Consider the following 22,289-nt stretch of genomic DNA (forward strand, 5'->3'; position numbering starts at 1 on the left):
TACCATTGGGTTTCAAATGCTTTACAGAAATCATCTACATGGCAAAACAAAGCATCTAAACTGAACATAGGGCAGGTTGCTGGATTTAACGCTATTTTCAGCTTACTACCTGTCCCTTTCCTTATCCCGAACTCAGGTTAAAGTAACAGCCATCAAGGAAGAAACAATCTCTGTAGCAGCTGGTGAAGTATTCCTCTGGAAAGATCACACCTTGGGATTTAAGCCAATTGACTGCATTCTCCAAATACACCGTATTCCACAGCACAATTCCGGCGATCGCTAAATTTAACCCACTGGCTCGGAGACATTCGTCTTTAAAGAAACGGTCGCGCACTTCACCCAAACGGTGAAAGAAGACTGCCCTCGACAAAGAATGTTTTAATTTTCCCTTATTCAGTTCCGCCGTGGCCCTACACCTGGATGCAATTCGTTTTGCGGGAGTTTTTTTCATTGGGGCTGCTTTTAACTCTTAACTCCTCTGCCAAATTTTAATCGTTTTATCCAAACTGCCACTTACCAACATCTCGCCTGAAGCTGTGAAGGCTAATGCTGTGACTATGTTACTATGACCTGTAAAGGTAGCCAGCAGTTCTCCTGTCTCTAAATGCCACAATTTAATAGTTTTATCAGCACTGGCACTGGCGATAACTTGCTCATCGGGACTTAGGGCGATCGCATATACTCTATCTGTATGTCCCTTGAGAGTGCGAATTAATCTCCCAGTTCCCAAATACCAAATTTTAATTGTGCAATCCCAGCTACCACTAACTAGCAGTTGATCGTCTGCACTCATCGCCAGCGAACTAACAATGTGAGAATGACCCATGAGGGTATGCAGTGGTTGGGCATCCTTTAAATTTTTGGTCTTTGTCTGGGGAGGATTATGCCAGACTTTGATTTTGCGGTAACTACCTGTCACCAAAGTTTGGCCATTTCGACTCAAAACTAGGGAATGAGCAGCTGTATCATCTAGGGAAAGAGCGATCGCTACCTGACGGCGCATCAAATCCCAAAATAGAATTTTTCTGTCATCTCCACCAGTTGCGATCATCCGTCCATCTGGGGTGAACGCAACGCAACGCACCATACCATTATGCTTGTGCAGGATATCTATCAAGTCTAGTGCGCCTACGTGCCAAATTTTAATTGTTGAGTCTGCACCAGCACTGACTAAAGTCTGTCCATCTGCACTAAAAGCTAGAGAATTAACTTCATCTACTAGCCCGGAGACTACCCAAGGATACTCTGACAATGTATCGATTAATTCACCCTTAGTTAAATCCCATAGCTTCGTTTCTCCACGACTGCCACTTGCCAATATGGGCGATGTTTTGCCATTCTGATACCTGGAACTAAAGGCAAGGCAATTAATTCCTCTAGTGTGACCTTTCAAAGTCTGCCAACATTCCCAATCACCGATTATTTCCTTGCGGGGATGTTCTGGTGGCAAAGTCTGAATCGTCTCTGCCATCATTTTCTCATCAACTAATAGCAATGCATCTTTTTTAGCAATTTTTTTAGTACTAAATGATTCTAAATACCAACTTAATCCCCCTGCATATAACAAGTTACTTGGGCTGACATACAGTTTTGGCTCGAGCGATTCAATTTGATTAGTTGGTAAAAATCCAGTAATTACTGCATGTTTTTCGTATCCTAACTTGCCATTAGATGGATAAAACAAACATAAAAAAATTAATACTTGGTGATTTCTCAAATCTTCTTGAGTAATTGACCACCTAATTTTATCTTTCTTAATACCATTAAAACTTTCTCCATCAGCCACATAAACTTGAATACTTACCTTTGGATCGTCTACAAGCAAATAAGTAAATTTACTTTCGCCTCGCAAATTGCCCTCGTCATCTAAAACAATGTTTTGCAACGTGTCTTGTGGCAACTTTTTCACCAACTTGCCCAAACGTTCAGCCATGACTCGCTCAACAATTTGTTCTCGCAACAAATAATCTTCTGCTTGCTGCTGGAAATATTTGGGAAAAGGGATTACCCAGTCAGGAGGTTCTGGATATTCAGGTGGTATCGGCGGCGGATTTTTAGCGAGAATTGCAGCTTGTTGGCGAGAATAATCGAGGATTCTTGCCAAAGGCTCGCCCCAAAATCCCATAATTTCACTGTGGCAACCTTTAACTTGACTTTCCAGCAAAGAGAGGTCGTAAGTCTTAGGTTTTTTTACACGTTGAAGGAAGTCAGCTTGTTGAGCTTTGAGTAAGCTAATCCAATCCATCTGCATTCCAGCGGCACAATCTTGCATACCTACGGTAAGCTATACCAACGTAATTACTCAAGTTTATAATCTATAGTTAATTAAAAATTCAGTGATAATCGCAGTCTAATAGAACACATTTAAGAAACTGTATTCATGGTCAGCATTCAACTATACAGCATTCAAACAGTTTATTGAATCGTCTGATTGAGGTATAGAGAATTAACTGATGTCAGTCAATTCTAACTAACCTAGAGAAGGAGATACTGTTTCCCCAGAAACAGTTCTATCAGCGAATTACCCTCCGGGTGATGGTTCTTTGCCGCTACCGCCTCGCTAACTCGCTAACGAAAGAGTTCAACGAGCAGAACTACGCGCTCAAATCCTGGCAGAACATCTAAAATCTCTCGGTGTAGATCCAAATTCTTTAGTTTAGAATGTGCTTCTGAGTGAATGATGGCGATCGCCAGCTACGACAACTAAGGCACAAGCCTAAAAAACTGGTGAACGAGTATCAAAGACTCTCCTGCGAGTATCAAAGACTCGTCGATGAGTCAGCTTCATGCAAAATAGGCGGATTGCTCGTACCAATTCTTCAAAATAGCCGACAGCTGCCAACCTGGCAAACCAGATTAAATTTTGACTTTCTTAATTACGAACTACGAATTACGAATTACGAATTACGAATTAAACCTTGTACTCTCGCTACTATTTGCCTCAATTCCTCAGCATCAGGCGATTAGATACGCTGCAATATTTCCAAGGCTGGCTGCAAATAATCTAGTGCTTGATTGTAATCGCCCTGTTGTTCTACTACAGCAGATTTCAAGTTGGTGAGGTACAGATAATTGTAAGGGCGAACGGCCGTTCGCCCCTACTTGTGTACTTCATTTACCTGAAAAACGCTGTATTTGCCCTAAGCAGCACAATGTCATAGCTTGAGTTTGGACATCGCCGATTTTTTCAGTGATAGCTAGGGATTGTTGATAAAGGGCGATCGCTTCGGTGATTTCTCCGGTATTGGCTTTGAGTTTCCCCATTTCGTACAAGGTTGCCGCCTTGCCGTGGACATTGCCGATTTGTTTTGTGATAGCCAGGGATTGTTGATAAAGGGCGATCGCTTCGGTGATTTCTCCGGTATTGGCTTTGAGTTTCCCCATTTCATGCAAGGTTGCCGCCTTGCCGTGGACATTGCCGATTTGTTTTGTGATAGCCAGGGATTGTTGATAAAGGGCGATCGCTCCGGTGATTTCTCCGGTATTGGCTTTGAGTTGTCCCAAGTTGTGAATAATTGCTGCTTTTTCTTCTTCATCTTCTGCTGAACAGATATTTAGGGCTTGTTGATAATGCTCTTGGGCTTTGCTGATATCACCTAATTCGTGTTCGCAGCGGGCTAATTCATGTAAGACCAAATAATCTTCAACAAGTTCTAAAGTAGATTTGCATAATTGAAAAGCTTCCCGGAATCGGCTTTGACTGTCCCAACTTTGTGCCAATTTACCTGCTATTTTCACCACTATCTTGTCTACCTTTGCCAACAACGCCAACCGATGAATTTCTAACTGTTGTTCCTCAATTGCCGTTATCACCTCTTGCCACCAAAGGCGATACAACACCTCAGCCGCTTGCTTATGCAAAGCTTCCCCATTTACTGGTAACTGCACAGGCAAAATACGTGGCACTCGTAACGCCCGATTGTGGCTCACTTCCCACAGTCCCAACGCCACCACCCGATTAATATAATGTTCCAAATTGGGGATAGTGTCACAAACTGCGGCTAAAGCTGACCTCGGTACTGGTAACTCAAACACCATTCCCCGTGACAACATCTCCCGCATGGTTGCATCCATTTGTTGCAGCAGCGCTTCTGCCAAAACTTGCTCTCGCAACTCCACTCGTCGATCTGCTTCCAAGCTATTGAGAATTATCGCTTGGTCAACAGTTATATTTTGCAGAATCTTATCCAACCATTCCAGCAAGCGGGGATTACCATCTGCTAATTTCTGCGCCTGGAATTTTAACGCCTCATCCACCTGAGATTTAGCACTAAAGGCAGGGAGGCGATTAAACTTTTTTTGCAAATCTGCGCCTTGCAGTGCATCCAACGGCTGCTTGTGGAAATGCTGCAACTGGGTAAATTCAAAATCGTAACAGCAGGTAATAATGATGCGGTGGGAAGTGGAATTTTCTCTAATTGCCCAAACTAAACCCTTCATTACCTCTGCTGCTTCCGCTTGCAGCACATAACTTTCATTGCGGGGTTCTAAATTCACTTCAAAATCATCCAGCACCAATAAAAACGGCTTTGCTTCCTCATGCAACTGCTGAAAAACTCGCCGTAGCCGAAATCTCAATTCTTCATCGTAATTTTGTAGGCTTTTGCGTTGTTCGTTGTCATCCAACTTTTCTGTTAAGCGACTCACTAAACTAGCTTCATCAATTCTCCCCACCCAAACAACACGCTCAAAATTTGGGAGGCGATCGCACAGTCTAGCTGCTAAACTACTTTTACCCAAACCGCCCATGCCATGAATCAACACCCCAACTTCATTGGTTGATTGACTCAGGTTGCAACTACTCCCTCTCTTAGTGGTGCATCTGAACTAACTTTATAGTTACCTGATAAACCAGGAATTTCCAAAAGCGCCTCTGTTGCAGCAATTGCATCTTCACCTCAATCGCCAACCGAATTTCTACCATAGTTTACCTGCAAGTTATGTCTAATTCAGGCTTTTTTCCACAATACTTAACAGCGATCGCGTTTATCAGCGGTTAATTATTCATTATTAATAGCTGTAAAATCCTCCCTTGCTCCCTCATCTCCCCACCCCCCCTTGGCGTTCACACTTAAAACCTCGATGCTGCCAAGCTTGCATATTCACCTCAGCAAGTCTTGTTACATTTGAGCATTGTGGCTGAATAAATTGACTTAAACCAGCCCAAAACAAGCTGCGCGTTATATCCAGTCCAGTTTTCAGACGAGATTCACGATTACCAGGAACGCCTTGCTCTTCAACAATATCTACCTCTACCCAAATGCCATGAGCGCCCAAGAGAATCTGTGCCATCCATTTGGCTCGTGGTAAATGAGTTAGTGAAGTAATCAACTTTACCTTATGTACTCCCCAACGCCGCAGAATCGGAATCCCGTAGTAAAAATTATCAAAGGTAGAATTCGCGCAATTTTCTAACCAAACATTTTCCATCTCTGCTGCTTCCCGCTGAAAAATTAGCCACATACAGGGAGCTTGAGAACCATGAGAAATTAAAATTGGTGTTTGCGGATATTGTTTTGCTTTTTGGGCAACATAAATTTCTCGGCGAATACTACCACCAAGCACAAAAAAAGCATCTATCGGCTGGGAAAAAGCAAAAACTAGGGCTATAGTGGTGCAAATCAGCCAGATGCCAAAGATCAGGCATAAACCACAACCTACTTTTTGTAACAATTGCCACTGTTTACGGAAGTTTCCACTGTTAGGAATTGATGAAGTTTTGGTAAATTTATGTCTCATGACATGGTAGAAAAGGCTTGGTTAAATTATGGCGAAAAGACCTGCAATTAAGTCAGTGAAATGCTATCTTATAAAAATAATATTGGGTGCAAAGATGACACTGACAAAAGTGTCACATTATCGTTACAGTCAATTCATAGTGACATATTAGACTGCCAAAAAACTGGCAATTGCAGCAATAATTGTTAATAAATTACTGCAAAATTTCAAAATAATTAAAAGGGGAAAAAATGAAGGGAACATAGCTGAGAATTGAGTATAAAAACTTAAAAATCTCTTAAAAGCCCGATCGCCTAAACTGTCAACAATACAAATTAACCCAGCTGATATACATGAACCAATCTGCGAAACGTTATTCGCCGCTCCAAATAGCCTTGATTGGTGGAGCGATCGCCACGACCGCCACCATGTCTGTATTTGGTCCAGCTTGGACTCGCTGCGTTCGTGCTGCCCTACAAGATAGTCCGAAGGCCTTAGTCGATCAAGTCTGGCAAGTGGTAAATCGTGAATATGTTGACGGCAGTTTTAATCAACAAGATTGGCAAGCAACTCGGCAAAGCCTGTTAAGCAAAAACTATTCTTCTAATGAAGAAGCTTATGTAGCTATTCGCGAAGCTTTACAAAAGTTGGGAGACCCTTACACTCGGTTCATGGATCCCAACCAATATCAAGCCCTGACAAGTCAAACATCTGGAGAAGTCTCTGGAATTGGTATTCGCATGGAAGTGAACGAAAAAACCAAGCGGCTCACTGTTGTCGAAGCCATAGAGAATTCTCCAGCATTGAAAGCTGGAATCAAAGCAGGCGATGAAATTGTGGCAATTGATGGTAAATCCACTCTGGCGATGAAAGTGGACGATGCCTCCAAACTGATTCGCGGCAAAGCGGGTACTCCCATATCTTTGCGACTATCACGGATGGGGAAAAATACTTTTAATCTGAGGCTAACACGGGCGACCATTGAAGTACCAACAGTACGTTATACCCTTAAACAAGAAGGAAATCGACGCGTTGGCTATATTCGTTTGCGCGAGTTTAGTGCCCATGCTTCGGAACAAATGCGCCGAGCTATCCGGGATTTGAGTGGCAAGAAAGTTGATGCTTTTGTGCTAGATTTGCGTGGAAATCCTGGTGGTTTGTTGCAAGCGAGCATTGAAATTGCCCGTATGTGGTTGGATGATGGTGGGATTGTCCGCACGGTGAACCGTAGGGGAGACAGTGAAGATAGTAAAGCCAATCGCACTGCCCTCACGAAACTTCCCTTAGCAGTACTGGTTGATGGTAATTCAGCTAGTGCTAGCGAAATTCTCACAGGGGCCCTCAAGGATAATAAGCGGGCAGTAGTCATTGGTGGTCAAACATTTGGTAAAGCTCTGGTACAGTCAGTTCATGAACTGTCAGATGGGTCAGGTTTAGCCGTCACCATTGCCCACTACTTCACCCCCGCTGGCACAGATATTAACCATAAGGGAATCACTCCAAATATCAAGATAGATTTGACAGAGGCACAAGAACGCCAACTGGCATCTAATCCAGATCTACTCGGCACTCGAAGCGATCCACAATATGCCCGCGCGATTGCAGTTCTATCGAATAACAACTTCGCCCAGTCTCTAGTAAATCAACCCAGCCAATCCATGAGTGTTAGCGCCAGTGACTTGAAATTTTAAATTGACGCTAGCGTGTACCAGTAATTTATTACCAGGTGTTCGTGTATCAGTGTTAAAAAGGATGAAGGCTAAAAGATGAAATTTTATACTTCGTCCTTAACACTTCTATGAATTATCAGCCAGTTAATACAACCACCGACACCAGCTTCTTGCCAATGGTATCGGTGGTTGTTCCTATTTATAACGGTGAGGCAGACTTACCAGAGTTAATTAGTTGTCTATTGTCTCAAACTTATCCAAAAGATCGGGTGGAGTACTTACTTGTGGATAATAACAGTAGCGATCGCACTCTCACCGTTCTCAAAACAACTGCCGAAAATTGCCCAATTACAATTCGTCCTTTGAGCGAAAATCAAATTCAAAGTTCCTACGCTGCTCGTAATACTGGTATTCGCGCCGCTACAAGCGAAATTATCGTTTTTACCGATGCTGATTGCCGTCCGCAACCACAATGGTTAACCTCATTAATCCAGCCTTTTGCCCAGCCAAATGTGGTAATTGTCGCTGGTGAAATTGTTGCACTACCGGGCAATACTCTGCTAGAACAATACGCAAATAGTCAAGAAACTTTATCGCAAAAGCATACTCTTGCCCATTCTTTTTGTGCCTATGGTCAAACTGCTAATTTAGCGATTCGTCGCATCGCCTTAGAAAAAGCAGGTTTATTTCGCCCTCATCTGACAACTGGCGGTGATGCAGACATTTGCTGGCGGATTCTGCGGCAAAACATCGGGCGTTTGGAATTTGCCCCAGAGGCAATTGTCCAGCACCACCACCGCACTACACTCAAAGAATTAGAAAGTCAATGGCGGCGTTATGGACGCTCAAATCGCTATCTACATGAATTGCACGGTGTAGAGTTGATGCGAGAAATCACACCTACCGAATGCGGCTATCGCTTGGTACGTTGGTTATTAAAAGAAGTACCAAGAAACAGTGTAAAGGCGATCGCAGGTAAAGCAACAGTTTTAGATTTATTAAATACTCCCATTGGTTTGTTCACTGCCAGAATGCGTTACACTGGGCAACGCGACGCTAAATTGCCAGAAAAAGCCAAAATAATTGAGCGGCTAACTACAACAGAGAACCACATCGACAAGTGAGATTTACTCGATAAATCGTCATTACATCAATTCTACTTTTATTAGAAGTACTCAAACGGGCTTGCTATAATACTAAGAAAAAACCCTTGAAAATAGGTAAATATCGTTATCTTCCTAATTTTCAAGGGCAGTAAAAACAAAATTTATTTCTACAATAAACCACTAATTCAGCAATATGTTTCTGCTTTGCTACTGGAAGTATATTAAGAAGCTAGTGCCACTTCCACCAATTGCTGCAATTCACCTTTCTGGTACAGTTCAATCAAGACATCCGAACCGCCAATGAATTCACCATCAATATACACTTGAGGAATTGTTGGCCAGCTGGAATATTCTTTAATGCCCTGACGAATTTCAGAGTCTGAGAGAACGTCAAACGTCTCAAAGGGAACTCCTAACGTATTGAGAATCTGCACGACGTTGTTGGAGAAACCACATTGAGGCATCAATTTGTTTCCCTTCATGAAAACAAAAATCTTGTTTTGTTGTACCAAGTTATCAATTTTTTCTTTGAGTTCTGGTGTCATAGTCTTTTTAGTTCCTATTCTGCATTCAAGAGTGAGGAGGAGCCATTTGCTTCACTTGGGGAAACACCAAGTGAGATAAGTGGCGTTGGGGAGTAGAAAGTTAGTAGTTAAGAGCGAGGAGTTATAAAATTAAACTCCTAACTCATAACTCTTAACTTTAGGAGGCAGTTGTTGCTTGCCATGCTTCGGGAGTATAGGTTTTTACAGCCAAGGCATGAATCGCTTCAGTTGACATGGCTTGCTGCAACGCACCATAAACTAACTGGTGTTGTTGCACCAGTCTTTTACCTGCAAACTGCGATGACACTACTGTCACCTGATAGTGGTCACCGCCACCAGTCAAGTCCTGCACCTGAACTTGGGCATCTGGCAGTCCCGCTTTGATCATTGCCTCAACCTGCTGCGGACTAATCATCGCAATTCCTGAAAAAACTTACTTTTCTATTATTAACAAATATAGAGCAGACAAATTTGTTTGAGGGGAGTTGGGAGGACGCAGGGACGCGGGGACAAGAAAGATAACGAAGACAAGGCAGAGAAGTCGCAAGGAGGAGCCACTGCGTTGGATGGGTTCCCCAGCTTGTAGACGCGCTCTGCGCGGCTTCCCGCAGGGTAGCAAGTGGCGTGGTTTCCCTCTGGGCGAACTTCGGAGAGACAAGGGAGATAATCTTTCACTTCTGCCTTCTGCCTTCTGCCTCCTGACAACTGCTTATTTTTGGGATGAGGAAGATGAACCACTACCTTGTCTGGGATAGGGAGAGTCAACAAAACCTAGCTCAAATAACTGTTGATAAGCTTTCTTGCCTAAATCTCGTGTCGGATTTTGACTTTTGATAATTTGAATTAACAACGGTACGGCTAACTCTGACTGATTTTGTGCTCGATGTACCAGTGCTAGCTGATAGGTAGCTTCATCTCGCTTTTGGGCGGTTAATAGAGCCTTTTGACGCTGGGAATCGGAAACTCTATTGTCAATTCCCGAAAAGCTAGCGTTTAACTCTTGATAAAAATTAGATAGCTGGTTATAAACCTGACGTGCTTCTTGTAGTTTCTTGGCAGCTAGGGTGTAGTTTTGGCCAGAAACAGCTTGATTGGCTTCTTTCATGAGGCGATCGCCACCCTCAATGCTCAACAAGCTATTATTTTGAGTTGTAGGACGTAGGTTATTGGGATTGTTGGGGTCAATAGGTTGTGGTTGATTAGTACCTGGTAGCTGTGGTACTTGAGCATTAGCAGATGATAGCAGGCTGAGGACTGCTATGAGTGATAAGGAAGTGCAGCGAATCAAGGAACCGACAGCAGCAAAGTTCATGGGTAAATTAGTGTGACAAGTATATAAAAAAGGGATGGAAACTTCGGGTATCTTAACTCTGTTTTTGTCTTTAACAAAACAAAGCTACCTAGTTAAGTTTCTGTGATTTAGACTGAAAATCGGTTAAATTGAGTTCCCATTGTTCTGCATACTACTAAATCGCCCTTATGAACGATCGCGTTAATTCCTCTGATTTCTCAACCACAGGTGTACCAGCAAGCAGCTTGGGAGTAGTTTTACAACGCGGTGGTGAAGAATTGATTTTAAAAAAAGCTTTAGATCGTTTCACCATCCGCCCAGCTACCGATTTTCCTCCCCAACAATTATCTCAGGTTACTTGGGGCATTTGGCAGCGGAGTATTCCCCAAGCAAAACTAGAACTTTTCACGGTTGCACCCACCCAATTAGAGGAGGCGATGGCCCAAGCACGCGCTGCGCGCAATGTTGCTTTCGCCAGTCACGTTTACACAATCAAAGATAATCCTGGGACTTTCGTTTACCTAAATGACCAAATCACGATTCAATTTGCCTCTGAGGTAGACGCTGCTACGATTAATTCCATATCAACCGCATTCAGCTTAGCCCCAAATAAATTTGTTCTTGATATTCCTAATACTTTCGTGTTTCTAGTTAGCAAACAAGCAACCGAAAATCCCATCAAAATTACTAACCAGTTACAAGGACTCAAAGAAGTGTTAGCCGCTGAGCCTAATATTCTCGTACAAACTGAGTCACATTACAAACCCCGCGATTCTCTCTATGCCCAGCAATGGTATCTCAACCACAACGGCGGGAATCAGTTGATAGTGGGTTCCCATATCTCTGTGGAACAAGCTTGGGATGTTACTCGCGGTGTGCGTTCTGTGGTTGTGGCAGTAGTAGATGATTCCTTTGATTTGAATCATCCAGATTTTCAAGGTAGCGGCAAAGTTGTTGCCCCTAGAGACTTAAAACAAAAAGACTTCTTACCCTTGCCTGATGAAAACGAAACTAGTCACGGAACAGCTTGTGCGGGGCTAGCTGTGGCAGAAGAAAATGGTACGGGAATTATTGGTGTTGCCCCTGGTTGTGCATTGATGCCCATTCGCAGTACTGGATTTTTGGATGATGAATCCATAGAGGAGATTTTTAACTGGACTATAGAAAAGAAAGCCAGTGTGATTTCTTGTAGTTGGGGGGCTTCAGCTGTTTATTTTCCTCTGTCCTTGCGCCAAAAGGCTGCTATTACCCGCGCCGCCACCAAAGGGCGCAATGGGAAAGGATGCGTAATTGTATTTGCTGCGGGCAATGCCAACCGCCCAGTTAACGGTACTATTAATGAGCAGAATTGGCCAGAAAACATCTTAAAAGGAAATGTAGATTGGTTAAGTGGTTTTTCGGTACATCCAGATGTAATGGCGATCGCCGCTTCTACTAGCTTAAATAAGAAAGCTGCTTACAGTAATTGGGGAGCTAGTATTTCGCTGTGTGCCCCTAGTAACAATGCCCCACCAGGAATGTCGTTTCAGGAAAAAGGCTATGTTTTTACACAACCTGCGATCGCCACTTCTCTTACGGGACTGGGAATGTTCACCACTGACCAATTGGGAACCGCAGGCTACGATCCAGGTAACTTTACCAGCAACTTCGGCGGTACTTCCAGTGCTACACCTGTGGTTGCAGGCGTAGCAGCGCTAGTTTTATCAGCAAATCCTGACTTGACAGCCCAACAAGTCAAGCGTATTTTGCAAGAAACCGCTGATAAAATAGTGGACTCTGACCCCGACCCCCAACTGGGTTTGCGCGCAGGTACTTACGATGGTGACGGACATTCTCAGTGGTTTGGTTATGGTAAAGTCAATGCTGCCAGGGCTGTACAAGCAGCACTGCAACTACGAGGAGTAACATCAACTGCCACCAAACAAGTAACAGGAAAGAATAACACTCAACTAGCGATTCCAGATAATGAAAAACAGGGAATAAAGAGTGCGCTCGCCATTTCTGAATCTGGTACAGTTAAAGATATTCAGATCGCAGTAAATATCACTCATGATTATTTAGGCGATTTAGAAATTTATTTAATAGCCCCTAACAATCAACAGGTATTGTTACAAAATCGGACTCTCGGACGCAGTACTAAATTACAAATAATTTACACAGTGCGATCGCACCCAATCCTCAAGCAGTTGTTATCTGTCTCAACCCAAGGACGCTGGCAGTTGTGGATAATCGATTACGCCCTGCAAGATGTGGGGAGATTGAATAACTGGGAATTAACTTTGGGTATTTAGTCCTCAATTTTGGATTTTGCATTATCTTATCTAAAGTTCGGTCGATTTGAGTTGCCGAATCTTTATGCAATAAGTTTAAACTCCAGTTAACTAGGAACAACTGACAAAATTAAGTGTTGGAAATTTCTGCAAATGCGTGAGTGCTAATTACTAATTCTTGATTGCTTAATTGTTGCAGCACCTTGGCTAAATCTTCTGTGAGGCGTTTGGCATTTTGTTTCACACTGCCATTTGTGTAATCTGCCACATTGATTGCATTTCCAATGTGAATGTTAACGTCTGTACCCCAGTTAGGATAAGGTTGACTGTAATTGATACCAATGGGTAGGATTTTAACTCCCAGCCCTGGTTGACTAAATTCAGCATTCAAAGACAGACGAGCAATTCCTGGCTTTAGAGGGTGAACTTCACCATCACGATAGATATTACCTTCTGGAAAAATGACCAGGGTTTTTCCTTGTTGAAGTAATTGAACTCCATGCCGCAGGGTAGTGATTGACGGGTGTTTAGAATTTACAGGAAAACCTCCTAAACGTCGAACAAACCAGCCTTGCAGTCCTTGGCATTCATCAATAGTTACCATAAAACGCAAATCTTTGCCGATCGCGCAAGTAGTAGCAGTATACGGTACTAGTAATGCATCCCAACGCGCTCTATGAGTAGGAGCCAGAATCAGAGGACCTGTAGAAGGGATATTTTTTTGTCCGGTAATTCTAATTTGTCCAAAGAATAATGGTAAAAGGAGATGACGACCTAATAGATATGCCAGAGGGCTTAACCACGGAGAAACCCGCGATGTAGTATCAGCCACCTGATAATTTACTTGGGTAGGTGCTAGTGTTTCCTGGCAAGTATGGTCAGAAGAGTAAAATTGCATGATGATGGTAGCTGCTGGTTGTCCGGAAGAATAAAAAAATGTTTATTAGTTACACCGTAGATTTTCTTTCAAGAGTTGTGTCGTAGGTGTTGGACAGTTTCGCCTCTGTCTGTGACTTTTTCTGATGCCGCCGAGTAGCAAACCAAGCTTGCAACTGCTGACGACAGGCTGATTCTAGAATACCTCCAACAACACGCAGACGGTGATTAGAAGCAGCACTATCAGGAATGTTGGTTACAGTACGAATTGCTCCAGTTTTTGTATCATCAGCTCCATATACAAGCATTCCTATACGCGCTTGCACAATAGCACCCGCACACATCGGACAAGGTTCTAAAGTTACGTATAAGGTGCATTGATTCAGATGCCAATTGTGTAAAGTTTGAGCAGCTGACCTAATGGCAAGAATTTCCGCATGTGCTGTGGGGTCTTTGTCGCGTTCTTTTCTATTTTCACCTTCTGCAATCAAATTTCCGCTAGCATCGATAATAACAGCACCCACTGGCACTTCACCCGCATTCCCAGCGGCTTGTGCCAATTCTAGGGCCCGGCCCATCCATTGTTTATGTATAAGATATTCTGGATATTCTATTGACATAATTTTATCGCTACTTGTATCAAGTTTTGGATTTTAAATTACGTGTAATGTGAATTGATTGATGAAATGCTTGTAATTTCGTAAGTAGTTACAAAACCAAGATTTTTAACAAGTATTGAAACCCTTATCGGACAAGATGCATTTTTAATTCACATTAGAGCCTAGCCTATTTATAAAGTAAATATTAAGGTAGGGGAGCCAGTGCGGTGGACGGGTTTCCCGGCATAAAGCAACTGGGGTTGTGTTACAGCTGTGCAAGGATTTGAGAGTTTAAGAGAGTAAGAATTAGCCGTAACGCACTCCTTTTCTCGGTGCGTTAAGCGTTGCTATCACGCACCCGACAATTTAAGGTTTACTTTATAAATTACCTCTTAGGCATAAATTAGAGCTTTATAACTAAGTTTGTTCATACTCATCTCACACACCACCAGTTTGGGTGGTGTTTTTAGTCGATGATGTAATTAGATAATAAACACCACGTATCGCTCCAAGCAAAAAGAGAAGGAATTATAAGTTTCTAAAAAACTTTTCAGAAAGCCAGACTTGGATATCCTAAGATTTAGGTGAACAGGATTCGTTATTTTTCGTATTGAACTTGTAGTTGAATAAAAATGTGAGGTTATGCCGAATTTAGGTAATCTATGACACGCCGCCAGTATCCTAACCCACCCATAGAAGAAGCGGTCTTTGATTTGTAAATTTTTCAAGAGTGGGTAGAAAAATCTCTACATCTTCAAGAAGCACTTTCTAGTTTATATGTATTAAAACAGAGAGAAGGGCAAGCCTTTGAGAATTTGATTACCGGTCGTACAAGGGAGTTGTTCGATGTCGTTAAGTAAAGTTCACTATTCTGCGAAGGATGATGGTCGCAATATAGAGACAACATTGCTATTTCAGATACCCAGCAAATTAACCCAACTTTCACTGTCTCAATCAGTAGAGGGCTTGCAAAGTGCATCAATTGGGCAAAACGTCAATCTTGTTGTTTTAACGACAAACAAAATATCAACTGTGGGAAGTTGGAAATATCAGCCTAAGATAGACATCTCTTTACTTCAAAGGGCCAAAGCTATCTTTGAGCAATCTGATAATTATGCAGCCCTGGAATTTTTAAGTCGGAGCTATTCACTAGCTCACAAAACTCACAGAAGAATTGCTGAACTAGGAACCGATAATGAAACTTATAAATACACCCTAGAATGGTTAGATAGACTACGTAGCCTTGTTGCGGCTAACCAAATGTGGTGGTGTGAACCACTAGTAAATCTGAGCTTTGACTCAGAAATAGTTTTTGAATGGTGGTACAAGAACAATAAATTAACTGTTTATATTCTGGGTAATAACGCAGAATATATCAAGGTTTGGGGGGCTGATATTGATTCTGAAATGGAAGACGGCTCGGCAACATCACCTGCTGAACTTACCGATCTCTGGAAATGGTTAGTTTCATAGAGGTTTGCAGTGAGTGATGTGGTTACAGATGACGAGCTATTATATCGATGCGTTTTTCGTGGATTAGATAAATATTACCGCATTGGAGAATTTGGATTAGAACTTAGCTCACAGGCGTTTACAGATAGAAATCAAGCTCCTTCTGTTGACAGAGCAAAGCTTTGTGGTTATGACCCGAAATGCACGCAGAAAAACCCAGATGATGGTGTAGGGAGTCTAATTACTGCCGAAGTTCGGATGATAAATATTTCTCAAAACGATCAAAAAGGTAACCCACTTTTTGATTACAAAATTGATGTCTGTCCAAGACCAACAGATGAAAATCTAGCTCACGCACAAATTGAGCCATCTCCTGATTACAGTAATAAAACAACTTTTAAAAAAGTTGCAGAAAAACTAGCACGACTTGCAACTGAGAGAATAAAGCAACAGGGTTGGGAAATTGAGCTTTATGAATTACGAACTTAGGCGATCGCAATATTATTCTTACCTGTCCAAATTCCCCTAAAACATCACCCATTTGGGTGGTGTTTTATTTGGGAAACCTGAGGGCGATAATATATCACGTGATGCGTATGTCTCTAGAATATTAAGCTAGGAAGTGGGGATTCTAAGCAGTTGCTTGCGATAAAAGTGGATCGAGTTGAGCTTTTGTATCTAGTTGATAAAGGTCATCACAACCGCCAATGTGTTGATTATTAATAAAAATCTGCGGTACTGTGCGGCGGCCATTGGCGCGTTCTGCCATTTTCGCTCTGGCTGCTTCGTCACCGTCGATTTTATACTCAGTGAAGTTTACACCTTTCCACCACAGTAGTATCTTGGCACGGATGCAGAAAGGACAAGTTTGCCAAGTGTAGATTTCAACGTTGGCTTTGACGCGTTCTGGATGGCGACCGAGCAGGGGGTTAAGGAAGTCCAACATATTTTAATCTTATGGGTTTTTGTGAATTATCTCTAGCCTAGATCGTTTCTGGCATGAATCACCGCATTGGGGCTGGAACCCATTTCTGGAAACTTTCTAGATGATTCCAGTAAGCTAGATAACCAGTAAATGCCCAAATTAAAGCGGCAACTATCAATACGACTGCACCAATTAACCGCCAAGTGCGGTTAGTTTTCCAATAGAGAGTTGGTGCGGCACAAATACCTGCCAATCCAGTAAGAATAAAGCCGATTCCTGACAGCAAAGGTTGTTGTGTCATATTCAGGTTAAGAATGCGTATTCCCACCACGATCGCTACTAAACCCGCAAAGAAAGCATAAATTGCTACTGTCAAAAGTTCCCATCCTAGGGAAAGTGCGATCGCCGCAGCGATAAACAAGATTCCGAATAAAACGGTTGTTTCACCGAAAGCGATGTTAAAGCTACCACGAATTGGCCAAGTGAAGATTGTATGCAAACCAGTTGTTAAGGCGATCGCCCCTGTAATCCCAAATCCAGGAATCCACTGTTTCTGATGAGAGCTATCTAAGCCTCGATAAACGTAATCAGCTAGTATAAATAACCCAGCGACCATATTGATCAACATTAATGTGATGTAGTCGATAAACATGATTTCCCTCTTTCTATTTCTGGGTTTATCTAAATTATCAGGTTTTGTTTGTGAAATAAGGTTTATAACGGCTGATTTAACTAAAATTAGCGTATAAAAAGTACAGTAATACAATAGTATTAGTAAAATCTGCAACAATTGAATTTATTTATTAGCAGCAAAACTTAACACAATTGCTACTAGAGACTATATTCCCATGGGTGTACGCCCTTCTGGTAGACTTAAAGACTGAAATAGCCAGATAAAACGACGCAAAGTCAAGCAGTTGAGAGGGCGACTCTGTGGAAAATACACTTGGGTTAGAGATTATTGAGGTAGTAGAGCAAGCCGCGATCGCATCCGCAAAGTGGATGGGGAAAGGCGAAAAAAACACTGCTGACCAAGTAGCAGTGGAAGCTATGCGGGAGCGGATGAATAAAATTTACATGCGCGGTCGCATCGTGATTGGGGAAGGTGAACGTGATGACGCTCCTATGCTGTACATCGGAGAAGAAGTCGGGATCTGTACCCAACCAGATGCCAAAAGCTTCTGTAACCCTGATGAACTAATCGAAATTGACATTGCCGTTGACCCTTGCGAAGGTACAAACTTAGTAGCATATGGTCAGCCTGGTTCTATGGCTGTCTTGGCAATTTCGGAAAAAGGTGGATTATTCGCTGCGCCTGACTTCTACATGAAGAAATTAGCTGCACCACCAGCAGCTAAGGGCAAGGTAGACATCAACAAATCAGCTACAGAAAACCTCAAGATTCTCTCCGAGGCTCTAGACCGCGGTATTGATGAACTTGTGGTAGTAGTTATGAAGCGCGATCGCCACAACGATTTAATCAAAGAAATCCGCTCTGCTGGAGCAAGAGTGCAATTGATTTCGGATGGTGACGTGGGTGCAGCCATATCCTGTGGTTTTGCTGGTACTAATATCCACGCGCTGATGGGTATCGGTGCTGCACCTGAAGGTGTAATATCCGCAGCCGCAATGCGTGCTTTGGGTGGGCACTTCCAAGGTCAACTGATCTACGATCCAGAAGTAGTGAAAACAGGTTTGATTGGAGAAAGTAAAGAAGCCAACCTTGACCGTTTGAAGTCTATGGGTATCAATGACCCCGATAAGGTCTACGATGCTCATGAACTGGCATCTGGTAACACAGTTTTGTTTGCAGCTAGCGGGATTACCACTGGTAATCTCATGCAAGGTGTACGCTTCTTCAGCGGCGGTGCAAGAACTCAAAGCTTGGTTATTTCCAGCCAATCAAAAACTGCTCGTTTTGTGGATACCATACATATGTTTGAGCAGCCTAAAATCGTGCAATTGCATTCTTAATTAGGGACTAGGGCTGGGGACTGGGGACTAGGCAATCTTCTTCATTCTTCCCAATCCCCAGTACCCAGTACCTAATCCCAAAAACCCATTACCAATTACCGATAAGAAATGAATATTGCAGTGGTGGGGTTAAGCCATAAAACAGCCCCAGTTGAAATCCGGGAAAAGCTAAGTATTCCAGAACCACAGACAGAAACTGCGATCGCTCACCTAGGGAGCTATCCCCATATTGACGAAGTGGCAATAGTTAGCACCTGTAACCGCCTAGAAATTTACATTGTTACCAGCGAAACTGAGTATGGTATCCGGGAAGTTACTCAGTTTCTTTCGGAATACAGTAAACTGCCTGTGCATTCTTTACGACAACACCTATTTATGTTGCTGCATGATGATGCCGTAATGCATATCATGCGAGTGGCTGCTGGCTTAGACAGTCTAGTACTGGGTGAAGGTCAAATTCTCGCTCAGGTAAAGACTACTCACAAACTAGGGCAGCAATACAACAGTATAAAAACAATTTTGAATCGATTATTTAAACAAGCAATTACAGCTGGTAAGCGGGTTAGGACAGAAACTAGCATTGGTACTGGTGCTGTTTCTATCAGTTCGGCCGCTGTAGAGTTGGCGCAGATTAAAGCAGCAAATTTAGCCGCTTGCCGCGTCGTAATTCTGGGTGCTGGCAAAATGTCGCGGTTGCTGGTACAACATTTAATTTCTAAAGGTGCTGCACAAATTAGTATTGTCAATCGCTCTCGCGATCGCGCCCAAGAATTAGCACAGCAGTTTCCCGAACAGCCAATCTACACGCATCCGCTCTCGGAAATGATGACAGTAATTGCTGAAAGCGATTTAGTGTTTACCAGCACTTCGGCAACTGAACCGATACTTGACCGCGCTAAGTTAGAAATAGTTTTAGAGCCTAATCGCCCTCTCATGTTATTTGATATTTCCGTGCCGCGTAACGTTCATGCGGACGTGAATGAACTCGAAAACGTGCAAGCGTTTAACGTGGATGATTTGAAGGCAGTAGTGGCGCAAAACTACGAAAGCCGCCGTAAGATGGCGCAAGAAGCAGAGAGACTTTTAGAGGAAGAAGTGGAAGCTTTTGATGTTTGGTGGCGCAGTCTAGAAACTGTCTCCACTATCAGTTGTCTGCGGAATAAAATCGAGACCATCCGCGAACAAGAATTAGAAAAAGCTTTGTCGCGTTTGGGTTCAGAATTCGGCGAAAAACATCAAGAAGTGATTGAAGCTTTAACACGAGGAATAGTTAACAAAATTTTACACGACCCGATGGTGCAATTGCGATCGCAGCAGGATGTTGATGCTAGGCGGCGATGTATGCAAACCCTACAAATGTTGTTTAACTTAGATGCAGGTGAGCAATATAGTTAAGGGATTTCTAAATAATAAAAAATTATAACTATTGACTGTTGACAGTCAAGAACCGATGGAGCACGAAACTTTATTTCTGGAAGTTCCCTAAATCGATGTGAAATTTTGGATTTGAGAGGAAGATAAATTTAAAATCCGAAATTTAGCGCAGTTGCTGTTAGGAGTGTGGCTAGCTGATTCAGCTTCACTTCTGACAGCATAAATTTTTATTTGTCGCATATAAAATTATCATACGTACTGTGATGCTGATTCAGCTTGAACTAGCCAGATCGTGACTTGTAACATTAAAAGCTCGCAGTGTAATAGAAATTCTTTGTCTTTGATACTTTTTTAATAACGGTACTTCGTGTGTCCAAGCTTTATTAGTTTCATAAGGCATAACAAACACGCAACCATGTTTTGTCATAAAGTCTTGATAGCCTTCCTCTTTCCAAGGACGTAATCTAAAAATGCGTTCTTCTCCAAATGAAATAGTAACAATGGGTGCGCCGTTGAGAATATTTATAGTACTATCGCGATGTTTTCCTATACAGTGATGTAACTTACCATCATACCAATTTAATAAAATACCATTGAGGCGGTTATCTATATTTGCTTTGCTCCATTGGAAGAGAGGTTCAAGTAATAATGGAATAGGTAAAGCTTTGTTGATTCGACCTGTATACTGATAATTTATTCCATAAGCTTGCTGCCAACGTGGTGTTTTGACCAAACGTCCATATATTTTAATTTCATGAAACTTGCATGGATGCATATCCCATAAAATATCAAATCCTGCTGGAGTTAAATGTAAATCATCAGGTAGATTTCCTATCCAAAATTGATGATTTTCGTCTAGTTGATGACACGTTAAATTATCATACATAGGTGTTTAATTCCTAAGTGTGTATAGTCATTCTAATTCATTCGTGAAAAACAATATCCTTGATTTCTCTAACAGGTTAGGTATATGTGTTTTCTATTTTTGTCTAACATCAATACTTATAAATAAAGACTAGGTAAGTTTGATTCATCGCCTAATTAACCAGTCCTACATACAGTAGTTTGTAACTGAGGGAGGTACACAACCTAGACCTCAAAGCCAGAGATGAGGACTGTTGTCTTGCAACGGCAGTTGTTACAACGGGGGAGACCCCAAGACCTACAAAGGGTGACGCGCCTGCGTCGCTAACGGCAGTTCCTCTTTGGGGGAACCACCACGACCCTTCGGGTGACGCTCCTAACGTCGCTAACGCTGCGCTAACAGCACTTTGCTATCGACGGAAACCCTTACGGGTTTGGCAGTTCCTCTACTTGGGGAGACCCCAAGACCGGACTGCCTCACCGCCAAGACAGCAAGTGCTTCACCGGACTGCCTCACCGCAGTGGCTCCCCTTGGGCGAGGACTCGCGCTTTGCTGCGCTAACGGTAGTTGCTTTAGGGGAACTTGCCCAACGCACGGCCTTGCACCCCTCCCTACTCCCTTTTCAAGACAGACACCCACTGGCAATTGCCCACAACGAGAGCATGAAAATATCTGTTTCCTAGTTATCTATCATCTGTCATCTGTCAACAGTATTTATTTAGGTCAAGAGTTGATATTTAGAGGTAAAACTATTTTGAATTTTTAATATCCAATCAATAAATTGCTTATAGATAAGGGTATTGATATGGGGAAATGTAAAGAACAAATTAAGAAATCTCAATAGTTTACACAACAAATCTCAAAATTAACATTAATTCACAATTAACCGAGATCAAACTTTTGCTGTATCGGATAAGAACAGCACGACTAATTTGATTTCTTTCTAATTAGATTGAGGTCGAATTAAATATAAAAAATTATGAAAAGAGAACAGTTTCAGACCCTGCTGCAATTTTTCAAAGCTTTGGCTGACGAAAGCCGATTAAAGATTGTGGGTATCCTGGCAAATCAGGAGTGCAGCGTCGAAGAATTGGCGGCACTCATGCAACTCAAAGAGCCGACAGTGTCTCACCATCTGGCGAAACTTAAGGAACTTAATTTAGTAACTATGCGCCCTGAAGGCAATAGCCGTTTGTATCAGTTGGATAGTGAAGCTTTGCAAAACATCAGTAAGGAAATTTTTACACCTGAGAAAATAGCATCTTTGATAGAAGATGTGGATACTGAAGCTTGGGAGAGTAAAGTTCTAAAAAACTATCTAGAAGATGATATTAATAGCTTGAATGGAGTCCAACGCCTCAAAGAAATTCCCGCTAGCCGTAAAAAGCGCTTAGTAATTCTTAAGTGGTTAACAAGCAAGTTCGATCCGGGGGTTCAATACCCCGAACTCACAGTGAATGAAATTCTCAAGTGCTATCATCCTGACTGCGCTACTTTACGACGGGAGTTGATTGGCTACCAGCTAATGCAGCGAGAGAATGGAGTTTATTGGCGGATGACAGAGTAGGGAGTGGGGAGTGGGGGAGATGCGGGGATGTGGGGACAAAGATAATAACTCCTAACT

The 22,289-nt window shown here is 42.4% G+C and carries 21 protein-coding genes and 1 pseudogene; 10 read left to right on the forward strand and 12 right to left on the reverse strand.

Translation table 11 applies throughout. The features are described 5' to 3' along the window. Window positions 1-187: 187 nt before the first annotated feature. Window positions 188-418: pseudogene (locus RMY31_RS22370) on the reverse strand (Tn3 family transposase); the annotation flags it as partial. A 51-nt stretch (window positions 419-469) separates the two neighbouring features. After that, the gene (locus RMY31_RS22375) at window positions 470-2,272 is read right to left on the reverse strand and encodes a WD40 repeat domain-containing protein (RefSeq protein WP_409878189.1); all 1,803 of its coding nucleotides are present in this window, start codon (window positions 2,270-2,272) and stop codon (window positions 470-472) included. A 401-nt stretch (window positions 2,273-2,673) separates the two neighbouring features. On the opposite strand from RMY31_RS22375, the gene RMY31_RS22380 reads away from it, so the two are divergent. After that, the gene (locus tag RMY31_RS22380) at window positions 2,674-2,967 is read left to right on the forward strand and encodes a hypothetical protein (RefSeq protein WP_409878190.1); all 294 of its coding nucleotides are present in this window, start codon (window positions 2,674-2,676) and stop codon (window positions 2,965-2,967) included. A 144-nt stretch (window positions 2,968-3,111) separates the two neighbouring features. On the opposite strand, the gene RMY31_RS22385 is transcribed toward RMY31_RS22380, so the two are convergent. Both RMY31_RS22385 and RMY31_RS22390 read right to left on the reverse strand, forming a co-directional pair. Then, a complete protein-coding gene (locus tag RMY31_RS22385) occupies window positions 3,112-4,791 on the reverse strand; it encodes a tetratricopeptide repeat protein (protein ID WP_409878194.1) in 1,680 nt (559 codons plus the stop codon). Between the two features lie 249 nt (window positions 4,792-5,040). Beyond that, a complete protein-coding gene (locus tag RMY31_RS22390; protein WP_322660927.1) occupies window positions 5,041-5,739 on the reverse strand; it encodes a YdcF family protein in 699 nt (232 codons plus the stop codon). 332 nt (window positions 5,740-6,071) lie between these two features. On the opposite strand from RMY31_RS22390, the gene ctpB reads away from it, so the two are divergent. Both ctpB and RMY31_RS22400 read left to right on the forward strand, forming a co-directional pair. Then, window positions 6,072-7,409, forward strand: coding sequence for a carboxyl-terminal processing protease CtpB (ctpB, locus tag RMY31_RS22395; protein WP_322660925.1), 1,338 nt, complete (start codon window positions 6,072-6,074; stop codon window positions 7,407-7,409). A gap of 107 nt (window positions 7,410-7,516) precedes the next feature. Further along, window positions 7,517-8,512, forward strand: a complete 996-nt coding sequence (locus tag RMY31_RS22400) for a glycosyltransferase (protein ID WP_322660923.1) — start codon at window positions 7,517-7,519, stop codon at window positions 8,510-8,512. Window positions 8,513-8,715: 203 nt separating this feature from the next. Here RMY31_RS22400 and grxD read toward each other — a convergent pair whose 3' ends face one another. From grxD to RMY31_RS22415, 3 genes are all read right to left on the reverse strand, one after another. Then, window positions 8,716-9,039 carry a Grx4 family monothiol glutaredoxin gene (grxD, locus tag RMY31_RS22405; RefSeq protein WP_322660921.1) on the reverse strand — a complete coding sequence of 108 codons (324 nt, stop codon included), beginning with the start codon at window positions 9,037-9,039 and terminating at the stop codon, window positions 8,716-8,718. Between the two features lie 157 nt (window positions 9,040-9,196). Further along, window positions 9,197-9,454, reverse strand: coding sequence for a BolA family protein (locus RMY31_RS22410; protein WP_322660919.1), 258 nt, complete (start codon window positions 9,452-9,454; stop codon window positions 9,197-9,199). Between the two features lie 294 nt (window positions 9,455-9,748). Further along, window positions 9,749-10,351, reverse strand: a complete 603-nt coding sequence (locus RMY31_RS22415) for a hypothetical protein (protein ID WP_322660917.1) — start codon at window positions 10,349-10,351, stop codon at window positions 9,749-9,751. Window positions 10,352-10,518: 167 nt separating this feature from the next. Between RMY31_RS22415 and RMY31_RS22420 the strand changes: the two genes are divergently transcribed. Beyond that, the gene (locus tag RMY31_RS22420; protein ID WP_322660913.1) at window positions 10,519-12,621 is read left to right on the forward strand and encodes a S8 family serine peptidase; all 2,103 of its coding nucleotides are present in this window, start codon (window positions 10,519-10,521) and stop codon (window positions 12,619-12,621) included. 109 nt (window positions 12,622-12,730) lie between these two features. Here the strand turns inward: RMY31_RS22420 and RMY31_RS22425 are convergent, their stop codons facing one another. Further along, the gene (locus RMY31_RS22425) at window positions 12,731-13,498 is read right to left on the reverse strand and encodes a 1-acyl-sn-glycerol-3-phosphate acyltransferase (RefSeq protein WP_322660911.1); all 768 of its coding nucleotides are present in this window, start codon (window positions 13,496-13,498) and stop codon (window positions 12,731-12,733) included. A 49-nt stretch (window positions 13,499-13,547) separates the two neighbouring features. Further along, window positions 13,548-14,096, reverse strand: coding sequence for a tRNA adenosine(34) deaminase TadA (tadA, locus tag RMY31_RS22430; RefSeq protein WP_322660909.1), 549 nt, complete (start codon window positions 14,094-14,096; stop codon window positions 13,548-13,550). An 825-nt stretch (window positions 14,097-14,921) separates the two neighbouring features. Between tadA and RMY31_RS22435 the strand changes: the two genes are divergently transcribed. Then, the gene (locus RMY31_RS22435) at window positions 14,922-15,548 is read left to right on the forward strand and encodes a hypothetical protein (RefSeq protein WP_322660907.1); all 627 of its coding nucleotides are present in this window, start codon (window positions 14,922-14,924) and stop codon (window positions 15,546-15,548) included. Between the two features lie 9 nt (window positions 15,549-15,557). Beyond that, window positions 15,558-16,016 carry a hypothetical protein gene (locus tag RMY31_RS22440; RefSeq protein WP_322660905.1) on the forward strand — a complete coding sequence of 153 codons (459 nt, stop codon included), beginning with the start codon at window positions 15,558-15,560 and terminating at the stop codon, window positions 16,014-16,016. Window positions 16,017-16,158: 142 nt separating this feature from the next. Here RMY31_RS22440 and grxC read toward each other — a convergent pair whose 3' ends face one another. Continuing rightward, window positions 16,159-16,473: a glutaredoxin 3 gene (gene grxC / locus RMY31_RS22445; RefSeq protein WP_322660903.1), complete on the reverse strand. Its 315-nt coding sequence runs from the start codon at window positions 16,471-16,473 to the stop codon at window positions 16,159-16,161. A gap of 58 nt (window positions 16,474-16,531) precedes the next feature. Beyond that, on the reverse strand, window positions 16,532-17,104 hold the full coding sequence (locus RMY31_RS22450) for a DUF981 domain-containing protein (RefSeq protein WP_322660901.1): 573 nt from the start codon (window positions 17,102-17,104) through the stop codon (window positions 16,532-16,534). A 281-nt stretch (window positions 17,105-17,385) separates the two neighbouring features. Here RMY31_RS22450 and glpX point away from each other — a divergent pair, with 281 nt between their 5' ends. After that, entirely contained in the window at window positions 17,386-18,426 is a 1,041-nt protein-coding gene (glpX, locus tag RMY31_RS22455) for a class II fructose-bisphosphatase (protein WP_322660899.1), read from the forward strand. Window positions 18,427-18,534: 108 nt separating this feature from the next. After that, complete coding sequence (locus tag RMY31_RS22460; RefSeq protein ID WP_322660897.1) at window positions 18,535-19,821, forward strand: glutamyl-tRNA reductase; 1,287 nt, start codon at window positions 18,535-18,537, stop codon at window positions 19,819-19,821. A 250-nt stretch (window positions 19,822-20,071) separates the two neighbouring features. Here the strand turns inward: RMY31_RS22460 and RMY31_RS22465 are convergent, their stop codons facing one another. Beyond that, window positions 20,072-20,686 carry an alpha-ketoglutarate-dependent dioxygenase AlkB gene (locus RMY31_RS22465; protein ID WP_322660894.1) on the reverse strand — a complete coding sequence of 205 codons (615 nt, stop codon included), beginning with the start codon at window positions 20,684-20,686 and terminating at the stop codon, window positions 20,072-20,074. Between the two features lie 428 nt (window positions 20,687-21,114). Between RMY31_RS22465 and RMY31_RS22470 the strand changes: the two genes are divergently transcribed. Both RMY31_RS22470 and RMY31_RS22475 read left to right on the forward strand, forming a co-directional pair. Continuing rightward, window positions 21,115-21,348, forward strand: a complete 234-nt coding sequence (locus RMY31_RS22470) for a hypothetical protein (protein ID WP_322660892.1) — start codon at window positions 21,115-21,117, stop codon at window positions 21,346-21,348. 296 nt (window positions 21,349-21,644) lie between these two features. After that, entirely contained in the window at window positions 21,645-22,232 is a 588-nt protein-coding gene (locus tag RMY31_RS22475; RefSeq protein ID WP_322660887.1) for a metalloregulator ArsR/SmtB family transcription factor, read from the forward strand. Window positions 22,233-22,289: the final 57 nt, after the last annotated feature.

This window comes from Dendronalium sp. ChiSLP03b (assembly GCF_034531165.2).
Lineage (GTDB): Bacteria > Cyanobacteriota > Cyanobacteriia > Cyanobacteriales > Nostocaceae > Dendronalium > Dendronalium minutum.